Source organism: Allorhizobium sp. Av2 (genome assembly GCF_021462805.2).
GTDB classification, from domain to species: domain Bacteria; phylum Pseudomonadota; class Alphaproteobacteria; order Rhizobiales; family Rhizobiaceae; genus Allorhizobium; species Allorhizobium vitis_G.
The window spans coordinates 2564273-2581323 of the sequence record NZ_CP192696.1; the positions used below are offsets into that span (position 1 = coordinate 2564273).

Annotated in this window: 24 protein-coding genes; 14 read left to right on the forward strand and 10 right to left on the reverse strand. The window is 57.7% G+C overall.

Translation table 11 applies throughout. The annotated features are described in order from the left end of the window. Positions 1-11: 11 nt before the first annotated feature. Genes FS819_RS12205 through FS819_RS12235 form a run of 7 tightly spaced genes read right to left on the reverse strand, consistent with a single transcriptional unit; the run spans position 12 to position 4160 of the window. A complete protein-coding gene (locus tag FS819_RS12205; protein ID WP_234624508.1) occupies positions 12-275 on the reverse strand; it encodes a helix-turn-helix domain-containing protein in 264 nt (87 codons plus the stop codon). Beyond that, positions 272-565 (reverse strand): hypothetical protein, encoded by a 294-nt coding sequence (locus FS819_RS12210; protein WP_156550916.1) that lies wholly within the window; start codon positions 563-565, stop codon positions 272-274. The genes FS819_RS12205 and FS819_RS12210 overlap by 4 nt, the downstream gene beginning before the upstream one ends. After that, entirely contained in the window at positions 562-1203 is a 642-nt protein-coding gene (locus FS819_RS12215) for a hypothetical protein (protein WP_197433986.1), read from the reverse strand. The genes FS819_RS12210 and FS819_RS12215 overlap by 4 nt, the downstream gene beginning before the upstream one ends. After that, complete coding sequence (locus FS819_RS12220) at positions 1200-1766, reverse strand: hypothetical protein (protein WP_156550917.1); 567 nt, start codon at positions 1764-1766, stop codon at positions 1200-1202. Before FS819_RS12220 ends, FS819_RS12215 begins: the two co-directional genes overlap by 4 nt. Then, positions 1763-3430, reverse strand: a complete 1668-nt coding sequence (locus tag FS819_RS12225; protein WP_156550918.1) for an MT-A70 family methyltransferase — start codon at positions 3428-3430, stop codon at positions 1763-1765. The genes FS819_RS12220 and FS819_RS12225 overlap by 4 nt, the downstream gene beginning before the upstream one ends. After that, on the reverse strand, positions 3430-3666 hold the full coding sequence (locus tag FS819_RS12230) for a hypothetical protein (protein WP_156550919.1): 237 nt from the start codon (positions 3664-3666) through the stop codon (positions 3430-3432). The genes FS819_RS12225 and FS819_RS12230 overlap by 1 nt, the downstream gene beginning before the upstream one ends. Further along, entirely contained in the window at positions 3663-4160 is a 498-nt protein-coding gene (locus FS819_RS12235; protein ID WP_156550920.1) for a hypothetical protein, read from the reverse strand. The genes FS819_RS12230 and FS819_RS12235 overlap by 4 nt, the downstream gene beginning before the upstream one ends. A gap of 560 nt (positions 4161-4720) precedes the next feature. On the opposite strand from FS819_RS12235, the gene FS819_RS12240 reads away from it, so the two are divergent. The 8 genes from FS819_RS12240 to FS819_RS12275 all read left to right on the forward strand — a co-directional run bounded on the left by FS819_RS12240 (position 4721) and on the right by FS819_RS12275 (position 9875). Beyond that, positions 4721-5347, forward strand: coding sequence for a LexA family transcriptional regulator (locus FS819_RS12240; protein WP_197433985.1), 627 nt, complete (start codon positions 4721-4723; stop codon positions 5345-5347). A gap of 142 nt (positions 5348-5489) precedes the next feature. Beyond that, a complete protein-coding gene (locus tag FS819_RS12245; protein WP_156550922.1) occupies positions 5490-6011 on the forward strand; it encodes a P-loop NTPase family protein in 522 nt (173 codons plus the stop codon). Positions 6012-6418: 407 nt separating this feature from the next. Continuing rightward, positions 6419-6601, forward strand: coding sequence for a hypothetical protein (locus tag FS819_RS12250; protein ID WP_156550923.1), 183 nt, complete (start codon positions 6419-6421; stop codon positions 6599-6601). 99 nt (positions 6602-6700) lie between these two features. Further along, entirely contained in the window at positions 6701-6877 is a 177-nt protein-coding gene (locus tag FS819_RS12255; RefSeq protein ID WP_156550924.1) for a hypothetical protein, read from the forward strand. Continuing rightward, positions 6870-7457, forward strand: coding sequence for a hypothetical protein (locus FS819_RS12260; RefSeq protein WP_156550925.1), 588 nt, complete (start codon positions 6870-6872; stop codon positions 7455-7457). The genes FS819_RS12255 and FS819_RS12260 overlap by 8 nt, the downstream gene beginning before the upstream one ends. Beyond that, the gene (locus FS819_RS12265; RefSeq protein WP_156550926.1) at positions 7450-7809 is read left to right on the forward strand and encodes an HNH endonuclease signature motif containing protein; all 360 of its coding nucleotides are present in this window, start codon (positions 7450-7452) and stop codon (positions 7807-7809) included. Before FS819_RS12260 ends, FS819_RS12265 begins: the two co-directional genes overlap by 8 nt. A 163-nt stretch (positions 7810-7972) precedes the next feature. Further along, positions 7973-8977: a tyrosine-type recombinase/integrase gene (locus FS819_RS12270; RefSeq protein ID WP_234624507.1), complete on the forward strand. Its 1005-nt coding sequence runs from the start codon at positions 7973-7975 to the stop codon at positions 8975-8977. 307 nt (positions 8978-9284) lie between these two features. Continuing rightward, on the forward strand, positions 9285-9875 hold the full coding sequence (locus FS819_RS12275) for a DoxX family protein (protein WP_156550927.1): 591 nt from the start codon (positions 9285-9287) through the stop codon (positions 9873-9875). Here FS819_RS12275 and olsE read toward each other — a convergent pair. The 3 genes from olsE to FS819_RS12290 form a co-directional block, all read right to left on the reverse strand. Continuing rightward, positions 9812-10798: an ornithine lipid hydroxylase OlsE gene (gene olsE, locus FS819_RS12280; RefSeq protein ID WP_156550928.1), complete on the reverse strand. Its 987-nt coding sequence runs from the start codon at positions 10796-10798 to the stop codon at positions 9812-9814. The two genes, FS819_RS12275 and olsE, sit on opposite strands and share 64 nt — an antisense overlap. Positions 10799-11045: 247 nt before the next feature. Further along, on the reverse strand, positions 11046-11864 hold the full coding sequence (locus FS819_RS12285) for an outer membrane protein (protein ID WP_156550929.1): 819 nt from the start codon (positions 11862-11864) through the stop codon (positions 11046-11048). A 137-nt stretch (positions 11865-12001) separates the two neighbouring features. Further along, positions 12002-13018, reverse strand: coding sequence for an LLM class flavin-dependent oxidoreductase (locus tag FS819_RS12290; RefSeq protein ID WP_156550930.1), 1017 nt, complete (start codon positions 13016-13018; stop codon positions 12002-12004). A gap of 205 nt (positions 13019-13223) precedes the next feature. Between FS819_RS12290 and ruvC the strand changes: the two genes are divergently transcribed. From ruvC to FS819_RS12320, 6 genes are all read left to right on the forward strand, one after another. Next, on the forward strand, positions 13224-13733 hold the full coding sequence (ruvC, locus tag FS819_RS12295) for a crossover junction endodeoxyribonuclease RuvC (protein WP_156550931.1): 510 nt from the start codon (positions 13224-13226) through the stop codon (positions 13731-13733). Between the two features lie 25 nt (positions 13734-13758). Beyond that, on the forward strand, positions 13759-14376 hold the full coding sequence (gene ruvA / locus FS819_RS12300; RefSeq protein ID WP_015917010.1) for a Holliday junction branch migration protein RuvA: 618 nt from the start codon (positions 13759-13761) through the stop codon (positions 14374-14376). A 79-nt stretch (positions 14377-14455) separates the two neighbouring features. Beyond that, positions 14456-14716, forward strand: coding sequence for an AbrB/MazE/SpoVT family DNA-binding domain-containing protein (locus tag FS819_RS12305; RefSeq protein WP_060718209.1), 261 nt, complete (start codon positions 14456-14458; stop codon positions 14714-14716). Beyond that, positions 14713-15111: a type II toxin-antitoxin system VapC family toxin gene (locus FS819_RS12310; RefSeq protein ID WP_156535949.1), complete on the forward strand. Its 399-nt coding sequence runs from the start codon at positions 14713-14715 to the stop codon at positions 15109-15111. The genes FS819_RS12305 and FS819_RS12310 overlap by 4 nt, the downstream gene beginning before the upstream one ends. Beyond that, entirely contained in the window at positions 15108-16151 is a 1044-nt protein-coding gene (ruvB, locus tag FS819_RS12315) for a Holliday junction branch migration DNA helicase RuvB (RefSeq protein WP_015917012.1), read from the forward strand. The genes FS819_RS12310 and ruvB overlap by 4 nt, the downstream gene beginning before the upstream one ends. After that, positions 16148-17038, forward strand: coding sequence for a metallophosphoesterase (locus tag FS819_RS12320; protein ID WP_156550932.1), 891 nt, complete (start codon positions 16148-16150; stop codon positions 17036-17038). The genes ruvB and FS819_RS12320 overlap by 4 nt, the downstream gene beginning before the upstream one ends. The last annotated feature ends 13 nt before the right edge of the window (positions 17039-17051 follow it).

Sequence of the window (17051 nt, forward strand, 5' to 3'; positions counted from 1 at the left end):
GTTGCGCCGAACTAGCCATCGGCACGGGTCTGCTCCCGCTCCGCATAGCCTGTCTCCACCAGCTCCGCGATCATCTTGCGGGCCTTGTCGCGTCCGCAATTGCCCTTGCGGACGATGTCTCCGATCACCACGGTCCAATTGTCGGGCTTCGACAGCAGATAGGACAGCAACCAGCGGGCCTCCATGGAGAGCCTGGCATCTTCAAACACATGGTTGGGAATGGCGGCATAGCGCGCATTGCGCACGCCCCGCCGGATTGTCGCTTCGCCGCTCACTGCCCACCGCCTTTGCACACAACATCCAGCAGCGCGGCTCTCGTCGCCCCGATGGACAGCAACACGCTATCGCGCCAGCAGCCCTGCTCGGTGCGGGTGGAGTTGAGCGCTGCCAACTCGGCATCAATGTATTCGACGCCGATCAGAAAGCCTGCCGTGCGCAACACCATGCGGATGACAGCGTTGTCGCGGCAAATGACACCTTGCGGCACCCTGAGCAGCCAATCCGCTCGCTCCGCGTCCGTCTGGCAATCGCAAAGCTGCTCGACGATTGGAAGAAGTGCCGTCATCGGCCGATCTCCCGCTCAACCTTGCGTGCCAGGGCGCGATAGGCGTCCATCTGCTTGGACAGCGCCGCCTGGGCCGCCTTCTGCGCGTCCACTGCCTGTGTTGCCGCTTCGCAAGCACTGGCATAGGTGCGGAACTGGCTTTCCATCCGGGCGCTTTCCAGCAGAAAATCATCAAACAGCGGATTGGAGCCGGCCGGGCCGAACATTGCGTCGCGTGTGACGGACACCCAATCGCGCGGCACACCGAGATCCTTGGCAACCATGCTGTCTGTCCAGGGCGCTTTATAGGCATCCTTGCCATAGACCTCATTGAGCTTGTCAAAGATGATGGCGCGATCCTCGCGGCTCATGTCACGCGGCTTGTCTGCAACCGGTGCTGTGTTCTCGGCCATGATCGTCGCTCCTTTGCGCTTGGACGGGCTGGCATGTTTTGGGCAAAAGTCCTCTTTCGGACTGCTGCCAACGACCCATCCTTTGGTCTGGAAATGCTGGATGGCCGCGAGGGACGGCTTGACGATGATCCCGGTGTGATGCGGGAAGTAGGAAACGACGTCGCAGCACCCGCAGGCGATCCGCATCGCCTTTGCGGTGCGCTTGCCATAGGGAATAGAGACCTCTGGAAAGTCACGACTGGTCATGCTTCACCCCCGCCGCGCAGCCACGCCTCGTACTCGCCAAACAGCGAGAGCCAGGCCGCCCTAACGCGGTCATCTTCATTGATCTGTTTTTTGCTGGTGATGCCGAGGCGATCCTTCAGAGCCGCGTCGGCACTGTCTTTGTCGTCAACCACGCGCCCGCCGCCGGTATCGCTCAGAAACCGTTGAAAGGCTGCGTGGGACAGCAGAATGGAGGCTTGCGCCGCGTGGTTCGGCATCTTTGGCGCCGAGGCCGGTTTGCGCTCTTGCGCCTCCAACTCACCCCGCAGATCGCGCACCGCGACAGCCGCCCGGTCGAACAAATGCAAAAACATCCGCAAATGATCGAGCGCACCGCAGAGCAAATCCCGCTCATCATGCAGGGCATTGCGGTGGATGGTGGCAATGTGCGCCAGCTCACCATCCGGCCGCTGGACGATCAGGCGCAGGCCGTCCCGCGTCGCTTCCAGCGTCCAGGCGTCCCTTTGCAGCCGCTCGGCCGATCCACGAAGCCGGTTTACGGTGGCGACCTCCCTGTGCCGTCTTTGCAAGGCCTCCGCCGTCATGCGCCACCCCCTTCCGAGACCGGCGCGGTCTGCGAGACCTGCGAGGTCTGCGGGACCTGCGTGGCATCGGGGTCCTGCGTGGCCTGCGAGGTCTGCGAGACCTCCGTGGCCTCAAAGCCCCAGAAGTCCCATTTGCCGCCAAGCCGCACGTCGCCCTCGGCAAGGCTCTCCTTGCGCTGAAACAGTTCTAGTTTCGGCAGTTGCGGCCACAGCCGGTCGATCTGTTCGGCAAACCACACAGGCTTGCGGCTATGCTCGGTTTTCGGCTCGGCATAGAGGCTGTCCGGCTGGGTGCCGGGCAATGGTGCGAGTGAGACCTTGCCGCGTTTGCCGACCAACAGCAGTTCATGACGATCTCGCACCCATCGGCCCATGCCGATATGCATCTTGTCCCAGGCCATGCAGGTGACATAGTCAAAGCCCCAGGCCCGCAGCACGTCGATGCCATCGGGCAACCGGTTGGCGGTGACCCACAGGAACAACAGCGCATCCATGGTGAAGGGCGATCTCTCGCCTGCGCAGAGCGCCTTGATCTCCTCCACCGGCATGGCGGGATATTTGAGGCCTTTGTCTTGCCCGGTCTCATCGCTCCAGGCCTCTTGCTGCCACGGCGGGTCGGCATAGCCGATAGCGTATGCTCCACGCGGCACGTCACCACCTTTGCGTCGGCCATGCTCGGCAATGGCGCTGACCAGATGCAGCCGCATATCCCGGCTATGCTTTTGGTTGGTGGTGCGGATCGCCTTGGATTCAGCCGTCACCGCCTTGTCTGCGGCAATCAGATCGCGGGCAAAGCGCTCCTGCGCCTCTGCCGTTTCCAGCCGCTTCAACTGGTCGAGCGTCACGCCCTTGTCGTGCCGGGTGCCGCGCAACATCTGCAATGCGGTTCGGGAAATCTTTTCGCCGCGCTCGACATCGCGCTGAATGGTGCGCTCTTTCTGTCCGGTTGCTTTGGCAGTGGCAGCCGTAAAGCGTTTGACCTCAGTAGCGTCGCCAATGTGGCGAACCTTCGGGCGGCCATTTCCAACAGCGCCATTTGCCGTCTCAGGAAACTTAACCAGATAGATTTCTTTGCGACGATGCAGGAACAACGCCCGGTCGGATGGTGTCAGATCGGCGCGGATCAGGTTCTCGTCAATCTCGCAGAGCTGGCGGTCGAGATCGTCGCCCCGTTTGTGAAAGCAGAGAATGAACTCTAGCCCCAGCCGCTTGCAGGCCTCCAGGCGGTGGCCACCCGCACCGAGATCCACCTCAGCGTCGTCAACATCGCCATAGACGGTGATCGGCGTTTCCAGCCCGTAGTCGCGGATGTTGTCCATCAGCGCTAGAACGGTCGTCTCATTCAGGGTCCGCAGCCGGTGTTCGGCGCGGATACTGTCAATCCGCCGTTCCGTTGCCACCTTGGTTTTGGGCTGGGACGATGGTGAAGCTTCACAGAGGCCCAGCGCGACAAGCATTTGCCGGGCGCGGTCCGTCGGATACCAGCGATTGCCGTCCTTCTGATCGCGGATCAGATAGCCGCAGCCTTCGGCTGCCACCTTGTTCGCCGCAATCACCTGCGCCACGTCCTTGGTGACAACCTCGCCATCGCGAATCGCTGCGAGAATAAGGGAAAGCCCGGCGGAACCGGGCTTGGGATACTTCACGGAGGCATAACCGGCCATCAGTTCGCCCTCATCAGACGATCAAGATAGGCCTGCCCCAGACCGGTCAGCAGCACCGTCTTGTGATCCTCGCGGATCAACACATAGCCGCAGGCACGGCAGTCATTCGCCAACAGCCGGTCAGGGCCATCAGGCACGATCAGCTGACCACCATGGATTTTGAGCTTGCGCAGGAAGGCCCGTGCCCGCGCACTCAAGGGCCGCTCGAATAGCGGGGTCAAGGTTGCGTCGATCATGGCTGATCTCCCACGATCCGCAGGCCAAGCTTATCGCCGCCCCTCGCCTTCACGCCGGCCAGCGCCTTGCGAAGTGCTGCAAGACCGACTTCCAATTCCGCAGCATCCCGGTCCATCTTGGTGGCTTCCGCAGGTGTCACCACCATGTCGGAGATCGCCACCGCACCACCGGAAATCAGATCGCCAGCCCGGCGCACCATCTCCGAATAGGCAACGACGACACCTTGATCCACGGCCTTGTCGCTTGCCGGGTCGGTCAACCGCCGCCCGCTCAATTCCGCCATCGCCGAGGTCACGACCGGCACCCCGCATTCGCTCTCCAGCGCATAGACAACCGAAATCGGCATCAGGTCCGTATCACGCGGATTGTTCATCCTTCCGATATGGCTGGCAGACACCGACGAGATCTCCGAGGCCCGCTCGATACCGCCGGTCAGCCTAATCAGGTCACGTTGAGCCGCTTTGATGCGATGAAACCAAGCGCTTGTGTGCATAAGACAAAACCTTTCCCGCGCCGGGAAATCTCCGGCGTTTTTCCCGTGGTGGGAATTGATCAAAAATGTGAGGAATGGGCCGTCAGATACTCAGGGAGGACCGCATGCAAACCGAAACTTGCCCGCACCAGATCGGACGCCAAACAACCTGGTGCGGGCCGCGCGCAGCCGGGAGGAGAGCCAGCGCGATTGGAAGCTCAAGGGATGACCTAACGACAACATCATCGCGTGGCCTCCGCATATTGAGGTAGGGGGCGATAAATGCCTTCAGGCCACGAGGCAGCTTTGGACCAATGATCAAAAAACCATTCAATTGTACGGCACAGACGCCGTACCCCTATGTCTGAACCGCGTCTAAGCGCCGCAATCCGCTTACCATCCGAAAACACTTTTCCCGACAGTGTTGCTTCTGCACGGCCTATTACCCTGCAGAATGTCTCCACCAACGAAAAAAATGAATCCAAATGTATCATACAAACACAAATACGGGATATATCCCTTATATGTCAACCGGACATGTCCCTCTTTCTTGGTTAAGGGCAACAGGGGATATTTCCCCTATGGAAAGCTTACAAACGGCCGAAATTATTGCGAGGGTAAAAAAACGCGCGGAAGAGTTGGATCTCTCGATGCGCAAGGTGTCATTGCTATCGGGTCATGGTCCTGATTTGGTTCGAGACTGGACGAGACCTGGTAAAGCCGTTCTGCCAAGGTTAGATAGTATCCAAAAAATAGCACATGTCCTGAATGTATCAGCGGGCTGGCTGGCTTTCGGAGAGAAAAATTCTGATGCTGGACAGGAGCCGATCCAGATTCCGCTCATAAGCTGGGTCGCAGCTAGCCCTTTTGCTGAGACGGGCTTCATAGAACATCAAGCCAGCGCAGAGCGAATTTCAGTTCATGGCCTAAAGCCAGCGGCATATTTCGCACTTACCGTACAAGGCGATTCCATGAACCGCGTTGCACCGGAAGGTACTACGATTATTGTCAATGCATCTGCGAAAGAACTGTTGCCGCGCAAATTTTATATCTTTCGAAAAGATGAAACAGCTACCTTCAAGCGGTTTATGTCAAATCCTGATAGGTTAGAACCATATTCAACCAATCCCCAACACGAGGCAATGAGCATTGATGCGGAAACCTTTGTGCTCGGCCAAGTGGTTCGTGTTATAACAGACTTATCCTAAAGCTAGGAAAGCGGATTTAAGGTGGATATTTTGTAACTGGTCCGCCAGTGACACTAAAGCAACCTTATTTTTGAGCTAAGCATCATTGCAAGGTAACAAGAATTTTTTATTATCATCCGCATCCTTGGTCAGGACAATGACGTTGAAAAGATTGATTGTCACCGGTCCGAACGGAGCCGGCAAAAGCTATATTGCGGCACAACTGGCAGCAGCACGACCAGATGTGCCAGTTATTTCGTTTGACGCAATCAAGCTAACTAACAATTGGAAACAGCGTCCCAAATCGGAGATCGATGCAGAGTTACTGCGAGTGGTTCAAAAAAACGCCTGGATTTTGGAAGGCGGTCCGAGTTTGCTTCCTCACGCGATCAAATATGCCGATAGCGTCATGTGGCTGGACCCTTCTGCATGGTTACGAGCTTGGCGCTTGGCCCTTCGGCCACTCCAAAATATAGGGAGAACTCGTCCTGAGCTTCCCGCTGGCAATATCGACCTGCCATGGGAGCAATATAAATTTGCGGCACGAAGCCTGAGAAAAAGTGCCGAATTTCGAGACAATATTTCTAAGCAACTTGCCGTCGCAGACGGTGTACGCATTTGGCATATTAGAAACGCACATGACTTAGCTTCAGCTATTAATGAATGGCGCAACACGCCGCATTAAATGCGCGGCTATCGCAATACCTAGACTAAAACTATCGCTCCGCCGACCAAATACACAGCAGTAAGCTGCTGATGAATTGCCGATTGCACGTTCGGCATCATGATCGCCGCGTTGAGCATAAAGCCAACACCCAAGTACCAAGATTAATGCCACCGTCTCCAAACTGACCACTCTATGCGAAAGACTGCGTTGCAACCTTTCTGAACGGTATTGGAAAAAGGGATATATCCCTTATTTCTCTTGACTAAGGGATATATCCCTTATTATGCTGAATTCATCCACTTTGTCTTGGTGGACATGCAGAGAGGCCGCCGGATGACACCCCCACCCCCACAAGCCTTACCATCCGGCGGCGTCAACCAGACGAATAGAGGATCGCCGCATCCTCAAGCCAAGGATGGAAAATCATGCAGCAGACGTCCACCGTTACCGCCGAAGACAAGCGTGACCGCGAAAAGATGTTTCAGCTCTATCAGGAGCGCGGCCCGCAGACCGAGAAAGACCTTTTGAGCGCCGGGATCTGCAAGGATAGCCAGTTGCGCAACGCGCCGGCGGTCGCCGAGCGTATCCGACTGACCGAAGTCGCCTGAACATCTGATTTCGCTCGTCCAAGTAGCCCGGGGGCCACCTTCTCCCATCCCATATGAGGCAACCGGGCAGGATTCCGCCCAATACCCGAAGGCGCTGGCATGACAACCCAATCCCCACAAACAGCGCGCAAGCCGCTCTTCAGCGTTCGCTTCCGTGATGGCCATACCGTAATCACCACAGCCGACAACAGTCTTAAGGCAGAGCAAAAGGCTCTGCGCACCCGACCCGGCTTCATCCAGGCAATTCGCATTATCAAGGGAAAACGTGATGCGTGAGACCGAAGCAATCAAGGGCGCAGTCCCGCTCCGCGAAGACGCCATCCGGCCGGCCCGCGCCATTGCCGCCATCCTCCAGGAAAAGATTTGGCCCAGCTGGCTTCCAGGCAAACAACGGGCACTCGCCAAGATCTTCGCAGGCGCATGCGACAACTCCATGCTGTTCATCGCCACAGCCAATGCATGGACCATCGCCCTTGATGACATCGAGCGCCGTGACGCCGAAATCGAGCGGTTGAACGGGATGGTTCTGCATTTCTCTCAGAAATATGCCAACCTCGCCGGCTATCGCGACGAGTTGTTCAAAATCGCAGCCGAGGTTGGTGAGCCGGGCGATCCTTTTGCCGCCTGGGAAAGCGTTGCCGCACTCAAAGCCGAAAACGAGCGGCTAAAGACCCTCGTCACAACTCATAAAGCCGCTGCCTCTGTTTCGAAGTTCGAGGCAGCGACTCCGGCACCCCTCTTTCCAAATTCAGGATGCGACACAACCATATGTTCGTCTATCGAATCCGGCTTGCATGATCGTGCCATTCTATCATCATTGTGCCACAAATCACCCGAGGCAACTTCCGATGCCTGACGCAAGCCGCCGCGAAGAGATCCGCGAACGGATTATGTCTCGCGTGATTAAAAACCTCCAAACAGGTTGCTGGATCTGGTCAGGCCCGACCTCCGGCAATGAAGGACGCGGCGCGGGCTATCCGCGCATGTCGCTCAGTGGTCAGACGGTTGCTGTCCATCTTGTCATGTGGACCAACGAATTCGGCTATATCCCCGGAAAGAAGGAAATCGATCACGTATGCCGCAACCGGCTTTGCGTGCGTCCTCACTCCGATCATCTGGAGCTTGTCACCAAGAAACAAAACGCCCTTCGGCGCGAACAGGCGAAGCGGTCGAGCCGAGAATTTGCATGCGAGGAGATCCCGCTATGACCCTGCCCAACGTCTACAGCCCGGAGCAAGTCGCCAGCCATCTCAAGTGGTCACCGCGCAAGTTGCGCGAGTTTGCCCGTAAGATTGGGGCTTGCAGCATACTTGGCAATCGCATGACATTGACCGATAAAGACATCAACACAATCATGGAGGCAAGCCGCCCGTGTCACTCACGTTATACCTCAGAGGCGGGTACTACCACTACCGAGGCACAATCGAGGGTGAGCGATTCCGTGGAACAACCGGAACAGCGGACAAAAACGAAGCGAAGCGCTTCATCATCGAGAAGCAGTCTGAAATTCTCCGGCAAGAAACCGACCGCAAAGAGCGTGGGTTTGGTCGATTAAAATTCAATCGGGCGGCAGAGCTTTACCTGCAAGCAGGCAAAACCGCCCGGTTTGTGCAAGAGATGGTAGACTTTTGGGAAGATGCGCCGGTCAATAAGATCACATCCGGCAAGGTGCAGCAGGCAGCTATAACGCTGTACCCGAAAGCAGCGGGCGCAACGCGCAATCGCAACGTCATTGTGCCAACTCAGGCAATCATAAACCACGCCGCCGCGCTGGACATGTGCCACCCGATCAAAGTCAAACGGTTTAAAACCGAGACCAAAATTAAAGAGCCAGCGACGTGGGAGTGGGTCAAGCAGTTCATGGCCCACGCCAACCCGCACCTTGGCGCGGCCTGCTGTTTTATGTTCCTGACCGGCGCGCGCGTGACCGAGGCAACAAACCTCACATGGGCAGATGTTGATTTGCTCAACCTCAAGGCATTGATCAAGCAAACCAAGGTCGGAAAGGAGCGCCAGGCACACCTACCGCCAGAACTGATTGCCGCCCTGTTGAAAATCGAAGGCAGCCGCGACCCAGCCGAAAAAGTCTTCAAATATTCGTCGCGCCATACCATGAAGCCGCAATGGAACAAGGTGTTCAAGCGCACCGGTATTCCTTACCTCACATATCATTCATGCCGTCACGGCTTTGCCACAACGCTGCTACACCGAGGCGTTGACCCGATCACAGTTGCCAAGCTTGGCGGATGGGCAGATGCACAGCTGGTGTTCCGCACGTACGGCCACGCAATGCGCGATGAGACGATAACAAACGTTCTGACTTCTGACACAAAAGCTGACACAGCGAATGTGCACAAACTCAAAATAGTGAGTTAAATCAATATCAATAATGCAAGTGATTGCGGGCCAAAACGTCTCTCGTTGGGGAGAGGTGTCCCGCCGTCGTTGCTAATCGAGTTCACGATTTTCGTCAAGCAACTTTTATCGGCCCGACAGCGACAATCCGCCGCCTCAAATCCTCCACAAAGCGGGGCCGTCGAAAGGCTGGGTTTCTGCCCGAAAGACGCGCAACAGGCGGTGATCACGCCCGGATTGCGTGAACTTTATTGACCGAGATCAATAGCCACCAGCCGGACCCATGCAACATCAGCCTATACGCAATATGAAACTATTGAGGTTGGCTATGACAATGGAAACACTGTATTCCACACCCGGCAAATCGGCGAAAACCCGGCTGTTCCTGCCGGTCATGGAAAAATTCTATCAGGGATTTGCCGAACCCCTGGCCTTCACCGCTTTCCGGGTCGCCATCGGCGCCATGCTTGTCATTGAGGGCTATCCGAAAATCATGGCGCCCATGGCACAAATCGGTTTCGTGCAGAATCTTGGATTCTATCCCGGCTGGCTCTGGTCACCGATGTTGGCTGCCATGCAGTTTTTTGGCGGCTTCCTGATCATGATCGGGCTTTTCACACGGCCAGTCGCGCTCGCCAATGGCATCATGTTGGCCATCACCCTGTGGTTTCACGTCAAGTTCCCCTACGGGCATGCATTCTTGACGCAAGAGGGCATTGATGCCCTTAAAAGCGGCGCCACATTGTTCACCCCAGAGGCCGTCAAGCGGCTTGCCGATGGCGGCACCACCTTCCTGGAACAGGTGCAGACCAAAGCCGAACTTGCCTCGCTGTTCTGGACCGGCGGTGCGCTGTTTTATGCAGCCTTCGGTGGCGGTGCGCTGTCAGTGGACAGAGCGTTGGTCAAGCGCGAGTTCTGAGCAACGACATCGGGGGATGCGAGCGCGCCCTCCTCGACCGGCCGAGCTCCGAGAATCTGCCGCTGGCCCTTTACCGTGAAGGGCTGGACCAATTGGCCAACAAAGCCCTTGGCTACCATGCCGCTGATGCCGATATTGGTGCTGGGTCCATGTTCGGGATTGTAATAGGTCCCGAAGATCTGATCGAAGAGCACCAGGTTCTCGCCGTAATTGGTGTTGCCTTCGCATAAAATCTTCGAATGGTGCCAGCGATGCAGACGCGGCGTGCTGAACACATAGTCGAGAATGCCAGTGCGCACCGCAACATTGCAATGGGTGAGGATGCCGATGAACGCGGTGGCCGCACCGACCCAGAGAAAGACAGCGACGGGCGCACCAAGCAGGTAGAGTGGCAATTGGCTGAGTGCCACCTTGAACAACGAATCCATCACATGGAAACGCCCGGTATTAACCACCCAAAGCCTGACAACGCTGTGATGCAGCGCATGGAACCGCCAGAAGAACAGCCGTTCATGAGCAATCCGATGCGCCCAGTAAAGACCGAATTCAGCAACAACAAGCCCCAGAACGACTTGCAAGGCCATGGGCAAGCCTGTTGGCCAAAGGTGGAATTCCAGCGCCGTCAGCGGTTGCAGCACGTGGGCGGCGGCCATCGGGAAAATCACCGTTAGACCCGATAGAAACTCGACAAGGCCCTTGGTCAACAGCGTATGGGCGACATCGTTGACGGTCTCGCCATCGCCTTCCAGCCAGGTCGGCTCATATGGCAGGAACCGTTCGCTGAGCGCCAGAAGACCGAAAGCGCAGAGATAGACGGCAACGAAGCCAAGCAGCGGATGAGAACTGGAAAAAGCGAAATAGGAGCCCGTCAGCCCGAACACAAACACGCCCGGCCATACCAGGAAGGAAGCGAGTATTTTCATTTTGACCGTTCAAGAAGATTGACAGTGGTGATGTAAATCCGGGCAGAAAAGCCCATTGACGGACGAGATTCTTCGCCAAGCAGCCGTTCCTGTGCCGTTAGCTTTATGGGACATTGCTGGAAATGCAAGGGGGCAGAAGGTTATGGATGACAACAAAAAGCCGTGCGTCCTTTCGAACGCACGGCGGCTTTTCAAAATCGAGCCGGTCTTCTCCAGACCAGCAGGCATGCACAGCCGTTAAGCCCGGTCACTTATAGACGAGAGGAGGCGGTTCATAGGCAACTGGCGTCGGGCAGCCGCCGAACTGGTAGCGAGCGCCGACATGCAGGTCGTGGCTGTAAAAGCCCTTGTCACTGCCGGGACCGCCATTGGCCTTATAGCCGAACATGCTACCACCCGTCGTCTGGCGGAAGCGATAGCCGATATCGGCCTTCCAGTCACAGGTGAGATCGATGGAGGTGCCAACCATCAGCTGATAGGCAAAGCGCCAGCTACCCCGGCCCCCATGCTCTTCGCTGCCATCGCAACCACTGCCGTCATCGGCGCAGGAGGTGTTTTTCAGCTTATCCCATTTGACGTAGGAGCCGCCGATACCCGCGCCGACATAGGGCGTGAACGAGGCGTAGGTGCCGAGATCCACATAGGCATTGGCCATCAGCGTATAGGCCTGCAAGGAGGACAGGTCACGCGAGGTACAAGCGCTTGACACACCGCAGGACCCACGGGTCGAGCCGGTGAAATCCGACTTGCCGAGATAGTCGAAGGTCACATCGGTGCGCAGATGACTATTGATCTGGTATCCGACACCGGCGCCCAGCGTGTAGCTGTTATCAAGATCATGCCGGTCGAAATTGGCCTGATTGGCATTGGAGCCCTGGTAGAATTTGGCGCCACGCAACTGGTTGAAGGAATAGCCGATATCGCCACGCAGATACCAGCCGGACGTATCGGCAACCCGCACTTCGGGAGCGTCCTGCGGTGGCGGTTCTGGCTGATAGACGTCGGCGGCGCTTACCGGACCGGCCAGAATGCCGGCGGCAAACAATGCCAATAGATGTCTTTTCATGAGAAAGGCCCCAAAATCAAAGGATAACGGGGCCACGCCCCAGGTTTCAACCTTGGATAATGAAGGGCAAAGGTTAAGACCTCATTAAGCCTGTTGCTTAACCATGCCGGGATCGCATTTCGCCGTTTTTCAGCCCGTCACGCCGCCTCGCAGGCCTGACGCTGCAAATCGGCAAACAGCCGAACCGATGTCAACCGTGCCTCGATATCGTGGATTGGCATGGAGACAATCACTTCATCTGCCCCGGTATTTTTCAGGAAGCGGGACAGCTTTTCTGCCGCTGTCGCCGGGCCGCCAACCACGGCATGTTGCAGCGTATGCTCGACGCCGAAGCGTTCCATCTCACTCCACAGCCCTTCCATGGTCTCGACCGGGCGAGGAAACTGGCTGCGCACATTGCGCCGCAGGTTGATGAATTGCTGCTGGGCGGAGGTAAACAGCCGCCGCGCCTCCTGATCGGTTTCAGCGATAGCCCCCATCACACCGACGATCATATAGGGCTTGTCGAGGGTCTCGGATGGCTGGAAGCGATCACGGTAGATCGAGATCGCCTCAAACAGTTGATCGGGAGCGAAATGCGACGCAAAGGCATAGGGCAGACCCAGCGCCGCCGCCAGATGGGCGCTATAAAGACTGGAGCCAAGCAACCACACTGCCACATCGCTATTCACACCGGGAACCGCCATCAGGCTGCCATCGCCAACCGGCGGTCCCAGCAGCAATTGCAGCTCCTGAATATCCTGGGGGAAGTTATCCACGCCCGCTTCCATATTGCGACGTAGGGCGCGGGCCGTGCGCATATCGGTGCCGGGCGCCCGTCCGAGACCCAGATCGACCCGGCCCGGAAACAGCGCCGAAAGCGTGCCGAATTGCTCGGCAATCACCATCGGCGAATGATTGGGCAGCATGATGCCGCCGGAGCCAATGCGAATCCGTTTGGTTGCCGCCCCGACATGGGCAATGACAATTGAGGTCGCCGCGCTGGCAATGCCCGGCATGCCGTGATGTTCGGCCAGCCAGAACCGCGTGTAACCATGCTCTTCAGCCGCAACGGCCATGCGCCGCGAGGCCGAAAGCGCATCCGACACGCTCTGCCCTTCTGCGATGGGCGACAGGTCAAGAATGGAAATCGGCACGGTTTTTCCAGAAGTCATAAAGCGCGCTCCAGATGAGAGGATATCACTTTATTTATGTAGTCCTAATGCCAATACCAGAGGCCTTCACAGGAAAGGTTCGATCACATCTTTGCGGAACAGGCTTTGGGAAGGTGAGCACGCCGACGCCCAATCCACAGCGAATGTTTTTGTTTTGTTCACTTTTTGCTGGCACATCTGGCTTGAAAAGGATTAGGATTTTTCCATGACAAGCGCGATTCGTATTATCGGCATCGATCCGGGCCTGCGCCGCACCGGCTGGGGCGTTATCGAGACGTTGGGCAATTCGTTGCGCTTCATCGCGTCCGGTACGGTGACCTCCGATGGCGATATGGATCTGGCCTCCAGACTGTGCCAGCTGCATGATGGGCTGGCCGATGTGGTGCATCTCCACCAGCCGGATGAAGCAGCGGTGGAACAGACTTTCGTCAATAAGGACGCGGTAGCGACACTGAAGCTTGGCCAGGCGCGTGGAATTGCCATGCTGGTGCCTGCCCGTGCCGGATTGCCGGTGGCGGAATATGCCCCGAATGCGGTAAAAAAGTCGGTGATCGGCGTTGGCCATGGTGATAAGCAGCAGATCCATATGATGCTGAAGATCCTGATGCCAAAGGCCGAATTCAAGGGCAATGATGCGGCCGATGCCTTGGCCATCGCCATCTGTCACGCCCATAATCGTGGTGGTGAACGGATGCGCCGGGCGCTGGCGGGATAATCACTTTTTTCATTGGATATGGCATATGATTGGCAAGCTCAAAGGCACCATTGACGAGATCGGCGACGACCATGTGCTGGTCGATGTGCACGGCGTCTGTTACGTCGCTCATTGTTCGTCTCGCACCCTGGCGCGGCTGGGGTCTCCCGGTGAAGCCATCGTGCTGTTCATCGAGACCTATGTGCGCGAGGACCAGCTGAAATTGTTCGGCTTCATGAGCGCGCTGGAGCGGGAATGGTTTAATCTGCTGCAAAGCGTGCAGGGCGTCGGGGCCAAGGTGGCGCTGGCGATTTTGGCAACGCTCACCCCTTCCGAACTCGCCAATGCCATCGCCCTTCAGGACAAACCCGCCATTGCCAGAGCCCCCGGCGTCGGCCCGAAAGTGGCGCTGCGTCTCGTTACCGAATTGAAGAACAAGGCCCCAGCCTTCACCGGGGATGCGGGAAGCGCCATCGGCCTCAAGCAGGAACTGGGCGAAGGCGTTGCCTCTGCCCCGGTTTCCGATGCGGTGTCAGCCCTGACCAATCTCGGCTATTCCCGTGATCAGGCCGCCAATGCCATCGCCGCCGCGTTGAAAAATGGCGGTGAAGGCGCAGACAGCGCCAAACTGATCCGGCTGGGCTTGAAGGAGCTATCGCGGTGATTTCCTTGCTTTTGGCGGTATTCCTTACTATTGTGGAAAAGTAAGGAATTTTTTAGCCGGTCAGACCAGGAGGGTCCGCATGAACGTCTTCTACGCAACGATGACCTCCAAAGGTCAAACCACGGTCCCAGCCGAAATCAGGGAGCTGTTGAAGCTGAAGCCCGGCGACCGGATTCGCTACGTGGTGAAAAACGGCGAAGTCACGCTGAAAGCCAAGAACAAGCGATTGATCGATCTGGCTGGTATCCTGCATCGTCCCGGCATGCCCACCCTGACGATCGAAGAGATGGATGAGGCGATCGGCGACGCCATCGTGGACCACGTGATGGGCCGAGAATGATCGGCATCGACACCAATATTCTGCTGCGTCTCACCATGCAGGACGATGACATTCAAACAAAACAGGCGCTTGCGCTGGCCGACAGCCTGACACAGGACCAACCCGGCTTCGTCAATAGCGCGGTTTTGCTGGAATTCATCTGGACGGCGCGCCGAAAGGTCAAGATGTCAAAAGAAGAATTGAGGATCATCCTGTCCGGATTTCTCGATTCTGAAAATCTTGTGCTTGAAGACGAAAATCTCATAGAACTGACATTGGATGAAATGGATCGCAGCAGCGAGGAATTTGCCGATATTTTCATTGCTCTCAAGAACAGGGAGTTTGGGTGCCGGACGACCATGACATTCGACAGGAAAGCCGCACGAACCGTCCCCCATATGGAACTCCTCGCATGAGCGCTCAAAACCCTGTCCTCACCCCGGAAAAGCGCGGCGAAGACGTCGATTCCGCGCTGCGGCCGCAGACGCTGGACGACTTTACCGGCCAGGCGGAGGCCCGCGCCAATCTGAAGATCTTCATCGAAGCCGCCAAGAACCGGGGCGAAGCGCTGGATCATGTGCTGTTCGTCGGCCCGCCGGGCCTCGGCAAGACGACGCTGGCGCAGATCATGGCCAAGGAACTGGGTGTCAATTTCCGCTCGACCTCCGGTCCCGTCATCGCCAAGGCCGGTGATCTCGCCGCCCTCCTCACCAATCTCGAAGAGCGCGACGTGCTGTTTATCGACGAAATCCATCGTTTGAGCCCGGCGGTGGAGGAAATTCTCTATCCGGCTATGGAGGATTTCCAGCTCGACCTGATCATCGGCGAAGGCCCAGCGGCACGCTCGGTGAAAATCGACCTTTCCAAATTCACCCTGGTCGCCGCCACCACTCGGCTTGGCCTGTTGACCACGCCGTTGCGCGACCGGTTCGGCATTCCGGTGCGGCTGTCCTTCTATACGGTCGAGGAGCTGGAACTGATCGTGCGGCGCGGCGCGCGTCTGATGGGGCTTGGCATGACCGATGACGGGGCGCGCGAAATTGCAAGGCGCGCCCGTGGCACGCCGCGCATTGCAGGCCGGTTGCTCCGCCGGGTGCGCGATTTTGCCGAAGTCGCCCGCGCCCCTGCCGTCACCCGCGAGATCGCCGATGAAGCGCTCACGCGGTTGTTAGTGGACAATATGGGCCTTGATCAGCTCGACACCCGTTATTTGACCATGATTGCCGTCAATTTTGGTGGGGGACCAGTCGGCATTGAAACCATTGCCGCTGGCCTGTCCGAACCACGCGACGCCATCGAGGATATTATCGAGCCCTATATGATCCAGCAGGGTTTCATCCAGCGCACGCCGCGTGGCCGCGTTCTGACCGCGATTGCCTGGAAACATCTGGGCCTGATGCCGCCGAAAGACATGGAGGCCGCGCAGTTCCGCCTGACCCTTGAGGATGACGATTGATAACCAGACGGACGTTTTTCAAGCTGCTGGCAGGCACCGCCGCCGGCATTCTGTCGCTTGGCGGCTATGCCGGGGCGGTGGAGCCGTTGCTGCGGCTGGAAACCACCCGCTATAAACTCTCCCCGCCCGGCTGGCCGAAGGGCCAAAGCCTGCGGATTGTCGCGCTCGCCGATTTCCATGCCTGTGAGCCCTGGATGCCGGCCGAGCGGATCGCCAGGATCTGCGACTATGCCAATACGCTGGGCGGCGATGTGATCCTGCTGCTGGGCGATTACATGTCTGGCATGAAACTGGTAACCGGCGTGGTGCCGCCGGAGCAATGGTCCAAGGCGCTCTCCGTCTTGAAAGCCCCCTATGGCGTGCATGCCGTCTGCGGCAATCACGACTGGTGGCAGGATACCGAGGCGCAGCTTCAACGTCTGCCGGAAACCATGGCCCATCGGGCGCTGCGCAGCGTCGGTATCAATGCCATGTCCAACAGCGCCGTGCGATTGGGGTCGGAAGCTCAGCCTTTCTGGGTGGCCGGACTGGAAGACCAATGGGCCTATCTCACCGGCAATCACCGGATGCGCGGCCTCGACGACCTGCCGGGCACGCTGGCCAAAGTGACGGACAATGCCCCGGTCATCCTGCTGGCCCATGAACCGGATATTTTTCCAAGCGTGCCGGATCGGGTCTCGCTGACGCTTTCGGGCCATACCCATGGCGGACAGGTCAATCTATTCGGCTGGACGCCGGTCGTTCCATCGCGGTTCGGCTCGCGCTATGTTTATGGCCATCGCGAGGAAAATGGCCGCAATATCATCGTCTCGGGCGGGCTTGGCTGTTCTGTCGCACCGATCCGGTTCGGCTCACCGCCGGAAATAGTGGTGATCGATCTTGGCTAAACAACCGGACAAC

Bases quoted from the DNA above. Each gene is read 5' to 3' on its own strand.
- FS819_RS12210 (WP_156550916.1), bottom strand. From the start codon at position 565: ATGACGGCACTTCTTCCAATCGTCGAGCAGCTTTGCGATTGCCAGACG.
- FS819_RS12215 (WP_197433986.1), bottom strand. From the start codon at position 1,203: ATGACCAGTCGTGACTTTCCAGAGGTCTCTATTCCCTATGGCAAGCGC.
- FS819_RS12220 (WP_156550917.1), bottom strand. From the start codon at position 1,766: ATGACGGCGGAGGCCTTGCAAAGACGGCACAGGGAGGTCGCCACCGTA.
- FS819_RS12225 (WP_156550918.1), bottom strand. From the start codon at position 3,430: ATGGCCGGTTATGCCTCCGTGAAGTATCCCAAGCCCGGTTCCGCCGGG.
- FS819_RS12230 (WP_156550919.1), bottom strand. From the start codon at position 3,666: ATGATCGACGCAACCTTGACCCCGCTATTCGAGCGGCCCTTGAGTGCG.
- FS819_RS12235 (WP_156550920.1), bottom strand. From the start codon at position 4,160: ATGCACACAAGCGCTTGGTTTCATCGCATCAAAGCGGCTCAACGTGAC.
- FS819_RS12240 (WP_197433985.1), top strand. From the start codon at position 4,721: ATGGAAAGCTTACAAACGGCCGAAATTATTGCGAGGGTAAAAAAACGC.
- FS819_RS12250 (WP_156550923.1), top strand. From the start codon at position 6,419: ATGCAGCAGACGTCCACCGTTACCGCCGAAGACAAGCGTGACCGCGAA.
- FS819_RS12255 (WP_156550924.1), top strand. From the start codon at position 6,701: ATGACAACCCAATCCCCACAAACAGCGCGCAAGCCGCTCTTCAGCGTT.
- FS819_RS12260 (WP_156550925.1), top strand. From the start codon at position 6,870: ATGCGTGAGACCGAAGCAATCAAGGGCGCAGTCCCGCTCCGCGAAGAC.
- FS819_RS12265 (WP_156550926.1), top strand. From the start codon at position 7,450: ATGCCTGACGCAAGCCGCCGCGAAGAGATCCGCGAACGGATTATGTCT.
- FS819_RS12275 (WP_156550927.1), top strand. From the start codon at position 9,285: ATGACAATGGAAACACTGTATTCCACACCCGGCAAATCGGCGAAAACC.
- olsE (WP_156550928.1), bottom strand. From the start codon at position 10,798: ATGAAAATACTCGCTTCCTTCCTGGTATGGCCGGGCGTGTTTGTGTTC.
- FS819_RS12285 (WP_156550929.1), bottom strand. From the start codon at position 11,864: ATGAAAAGACATCTATTGGCATTGTTTGCCGCCGGCATTCTGGCCGGT.
- FS819_RS12290 (WP_156550930.1), bottom strand. From the start codon at position 13,018: ATGACTTCTGGAAAAACCGTGCCGATTTCCATTCTTGACCTGTCGCCC.
- ruvC (WP_156550931.1), top strand. From the start codon at position 13,224: ATGACAAGCGCGATTCGTATTATCGGCATCGATCCGGGCCTGCGCCGC.
- ruvA (WP_015917010.1), top strand. From the start codon at position 13,759: ATGATTGGCAAGCTCAAAGGCACCATTGACGAGATCGGCGACGACCAT.
- FS819_RS12305 (WP_060718209.1), top strand. From the start codon at position 14,456: ATGAACGTCTTCTACGCAACGATGACCTCCAAAGGTCAAACCACGGTC.
- FS819_RS12310 (WP_156535949.1), top strand. From the start codon at position 14,713: ATGATCGGCATCGACACCAATATTCTGCTGCGTCTCACCATGCAGGAC.
- ruvB (WP_015917012.1), top strand. From the start codon at position 15,108: ATGAGCGCTCAAAACCCTGTCCTCACCCCGGAAAAGCGCGGCGAAGAC.